Origin of the sequence: Lutibacter sp. (genome assembly GCF_040883305.1) — a bacterium.
GTDB lineage: Bacteria > Bacteroidota > Bacteroidia > Flavobacteriales > Flavobacteriaceae > Lutibacter.
Genome location: NZ_JBFLKT010000026.1, coordinates 1 through 4,182 on the forward strand (window position 1 = coordinate 1; position 4,182 = coordinate 4,182).

At 30.8% G+C, this 4,182-nt stretch carries 5 protein-coding genes; all 5 read right to left on the reverse strand.

The features are described 5' to 3' along the window. A partial coding sequence (locus tag AB1Z17_RS00695) for a ribonucleotide reductase N-terminal alpha domain-containing protein (protein WP_368049870.1) occupies positions 1-1,157 on the reverse strand: 1,157 nt, incomplete at its 3' end. 248 nt (positions 1,158-1,405) lie between these two features. Continuing rightward, positions 1,406-2,377, reverse strand: coding sequence for a ribonucleotide-diphosphate reductase subunit beta (locus tag AB1Z17_RS00700; RefSeq protein WP_368049871.1), 972 nt, complete (start codon positions 2,375-2,377; stop codon positions 1,406-1,408). A gap of 345 nt (positions 2,378-2,722) precedes the next feature. Then, complete coding sequence (locus AB1Z17_RS00705) at positions 2,723-3,286, reverse strand: hypothetical protein (RefSeq protein WP_368049872.1); 564 nt, start codon at positions 3,284-3,286, stop codon at positions 2,723-2,725. Next, on the reverse strand, positions 3,287-3,667 hold the full coding sequence (locus AB1Z17_RS00710) for a lipocalin family protein (RefSeq protein ID WP_368049873.1): 381 nt from the start codon (positions 3,665-3,667) through the stop codon (positions 3,287-3,289). It lies immediately after the preceding gene. Positions 3,668-3,677: 10 nt separating this feature from the next. Then, positions 3,678-4,182 (reverse strand): hypothetical protein (locus AB1Z17_RS00715; protein WP_368049874.1); only part of this gene is annotated, 505 nt, incomplete at its 5' end.

The window sequence follows — 4,182 nt, forward strand, 5'->3', positions numbered from 1 at the left end:
CGCGCTTTAATTGTTTTACGTCCTTTTCCTACTTTTTCGTAGCCTGTGTATAATTTTTCAAATTCGTCTCCGTAGGTATCAAATAAATGCGGACATTCATTTGGACACATCAACGTCCATTCGCCATTTTCTTCAACACGTTTCATAAATAAATCTGGAATCCACATTGCGTAAAATAAATCTCGTGCTCTGTTTTCTTCTGCTCCAGTATTTTTACGCAGATCTAAAAAGTCGAAAACATCGGCGTGCCAAGGTTCCATATAAATTGCAAAAGAACCTTTACGTTTTCCACCACCTTGATCTACATATCGAGCCGTATCGTTATACACTTTTAGCATTGGAACAATTCCGTTTGAAGTTCCGTTAGTTCCTCTAATATAAGAACCTGTAGCACGTACATTGTGAATAGACAAGCCAATTCCGCCAGCAGATTGCGATATTTTAGCAGTTTGTTTTAAGGTATCGTAAATTCCATCTATACTATCATCTTGAATTTGTAATAAAAAACAAGACGACATTTGAGGTTTTGGTGTTCCAGAGTTGAAAAGGGTAGGAGTTGCGTGTGTAAATATTCTTTTAGACATTAATTCGTACGTTTCAATGGCTTCATCAATATCATTTTGATGAATTCCTATAGCAACGCGCATTAACATATGTTGCGGACGCTCAGCAATTTCTCCGTTTAACTTCAATAAATACGAACGTTCTAATGTTTTAAATCCGAAGTAATCGTACCCGAAATCTCTGTTGTAAATTATGGTTGAATCTAATTTTGCAGCATTATCTTGAATAACTTTATAAGTTTCATCTGATAATAACGGGGCTTTCTTTCCAGTTCTCGGATTTACATACGTATATAAATCCGTCATAACATCTGAAAATGTTTTTTTGGTATTTTTATGAAGGTTAGAAACAGCAATCCGAGCTGCTAAACGTGCATAATCTGGATGTTGTACGGTCATTGTAGCAGCAGTTTCTGCGGCTAAATTATCGAGTTCGGAAGTAGTAACACCATCGTACAAACCTTCAATAACTCGCATAGCAACCTTTACAGGATCTACCAATTTATTTAAGCCATAACACATTTTTCTTACTCTGGATGTTATTTTGTCGAACATTACAGGTTCCTTTCTTCCGTCTCTTTTTAGTACAAACATATTTTTATTTTTTGATTTATGAATTTTTAATTACGAATTAAGAATTGCTTCGTAATGTAAATTCTTGTTATATTTTAATTTTGGTATTCCTGCGGATGGAATCTATTTATTTGGGTTGATGGATTCCTGTTTGCACTTCGACTTCGCTCAGTGACCACGAAAGAATAACAGCGTTATTTAATTACTATTATAAGGCTTCAAATATACGTTGGGGGTAACGTAATTTGTAAATTTCAATTCTTAATTACTTAAAAATCAGCATCGAAACTAATACTTCCAGTTCCTCCAGATTTTACACCAGCTTTTTGGTATTCTGAAACGCGTTTTTCAAAGAAGTTAGTTTTACCTTCAAGTGAAATCATTTCCATAAAATCAAACGGATTTGAGGCATTGTACACTTTATCACAACCAAACTCCATAAGTAATCTATCAGTTACGAATTCTAAATATTGTGTCATTAGTTTTGCGTTCATTCCAATTAAACTAACTGGAAGAGATTCTGTAATAAATTTACGTTCAATATCAAGTGCGTCAACTAAAATTGCTGTAATACGTTCTTTTGGAACTTTTTGTACAATATGATTGTTGTGTAAATGCACGGCAAAATCACAATGTAGTCCTTCGTCTCTGGAAATTAACTCGTTAGAAAAGGTTAAGCCTGGCAACAATCCACGTTTTTTTAACCAAAAGATAGAACAAAAACTACCAGAAAAGAAAATACCCTCAACTGCCGCAAAAGCAATTAAACGTTCGGCAAAACTTGGACTGTCAATCCATTTCAACGCCCAATCTGCCTTTAATTTTATTGCAGGAAAAACTTCTATTGCTTTAAATAATTCGTTTTTTTCAACTTCATTTTTAACATAGGTATCAATTAATAATGAATATACTTCAGAATGAATATTTTCCATCATTATTTGAAAACCATAAAAGAATTTTGCTTCAGAATATTGCACTTCACTCACAAAGTTTTCTGCTAAATTTTCATTTACAATTCCATCAGAAGCAGCAAAAAATGCTAAAATATGTTTTATAAAATAACGCTCGTCATCGTTTAATTTATTTTCCCAATCTATAACATCTTGATGTAAATCAATTTCTTCAGCAGTCCAAATACTAGCTTCTTGTTTTTTGTACCATTCCCAAATATCTTGGTGTTGAATAGGGAAAATTACAAAGCGATCTTTGTTTTCTTGTAAAATAGGTTCAATAAACGACATTTTAGTTCTTATTTTTTTAGTTTTAATAGTTGCAGTTTTCTACGAAACGAGAAAAACAAAGATTGGAAAAAAATAATGAAAAAGAAAGGAGTACTTATCCACATTTGCCAATAAGTTTTTAACATTCTGGGTAATTTGCAATAAACGATTAATTAGTCCTTAAAACTGAAAATCAATAATATACAGATTGAAATTGTTGCTCAATAGTATGTTTTGTTGGGATTGTATAACAAATTTTAAGTTTGGGTTTTTTTTACAAAAAAAATTCAAGTTTTTAAGCTTGAACTTTTTAAAATAATTACTTGTTGTTCTTAGAAATCTAAATTTAAGGATCTTTTTTAATTTTTATTTTATTTCTTTTAGGATGTACACATTTGTAGTACCATAAGGAACTGGAGCGTCTTTTACTTTAATTACTTTAGCAAGTACACCTGGTTTATTTTTTACCATCCAATACTGAACTTTATCGTCAAATCTGCCATAACCTTCAACAATGGTACATTCAAATGCACCAGCAGGAGTTTCTAATTTTTCTGTACCAACTATTTGATAAATATCTAAATTATCCTTTGGGAAAAACATAAAACCCTCCGTATATTCCGATAGGTCGTTCATCAAAATAGGGTCTTCCATCATATCTATATAATCGTTTTGAGAGTAGGAGTATTCTCTAACATCAATAGTTTGTTCAACTTCATTATAGTTTATTTTTTCACTTTCAACCCAAGCAAATGGATCCTGATTGTCTGGAAAACCGGTTACATTGTAAACCATTTCAGTATAATCTTTTAAATAGTTTACAATGGTTTCAATTTTCCAAGGTAATTTTGCATCTGCTTCTTTATAATTAAAATTACCTTCTTCATCATACATTTCGGCTCTTTCAAATGAAAGTATTGGTTTTTCCATTTAAATTTTAGCTGGAGAATTCAATTTAGCTAATTTGCTAAAGGTCCAAATGGCTCCTTCTTTTTTATAAACTAGTTCTTTGTCATTTATTTTTATAACTACTGCGTCTCCATTAAAATCTTTGTCCAAGTCACTTTTCATTACAATAGTTTTTTCTTTTTTATTGTATTTCCAAGAACCTGCATCAATTGTTCTTGACTCTGTATCTCTGGCGGCTTTTAGAACTCCTTTTTCAGAAAAAATAAACACTACTTTTACATCTGTTTCTATTTCGTTATTTACCTCAACTTTGGTTAGTTGCCAGTTTCCTGTTATTTTAGATTCTTGTGCTTTTAAAGAAAAACTACAAATAATAATAAGTGTGATTACTAATTTTTTCATAATATTTTGTTTAATGTTTTCTATTGAATTTTTTAATTTCTAATGTTTTTGTTCTACTTGGTTTTAATAAAAAAAGACTGATATTGTTTTTAGGAAATAGCGTTGGGTTGTTAGCAGTAATATTCCACTTAAAATCTAGTTCCTCATCGGCTACATCTTTTACAATTGGATTATCAATATTTATAACAGCATTATTTTTAATTCTAAATGGATTACCCCAATCAATAATAGTATTGTATCTATAAAGGTTGTATTTTATGGTTAGATGATTATCCTTATCAATCTCTAAAACTTGCATTTTACCAATGGTTAGTTTTGAAGTTACAAACAATAAAATATCGTTTTTTTGTAGTTGAATACCTTCAATATGATCTGCTTGTTCAGTTACATCTGGTCGTGCATCTATAATTTCTACAATCTTATTTTCGTCTAAACTTTTGTATAATTTTTCGCGTTTTAACCAAATAGGATTGAACAATTCTTCACTTACTATTGTTGTAGTATCAATTTTCACA

What these genes read in the sequence shown, in the direction of transcription:
- AB1Z17_RS00700 (WP_368049871.1), bottom strand. Translation starts at nt 2,377, where the DNA reads ATGTCGTTTATTGAACCTATTTTACAAGAAAACAAAGATCGCTTTGTA.
- AB1Z17_RS00705 (WP_368049872.1), bottom strand. Translation starts at nt 3,286, where the DNA reads ATGGAAAAACCAATACTTTCATTTGAAAGAGCCGAAATGTATGATGAA.
- AB1Z17_RS00710 (WP_368049873.1), bottom strand. Translation starts at nt 3,667, where the DNA reads ATGAAAAAATTAGTAATCACACTTATTATTATTTGTAGTTTTTCTTTA.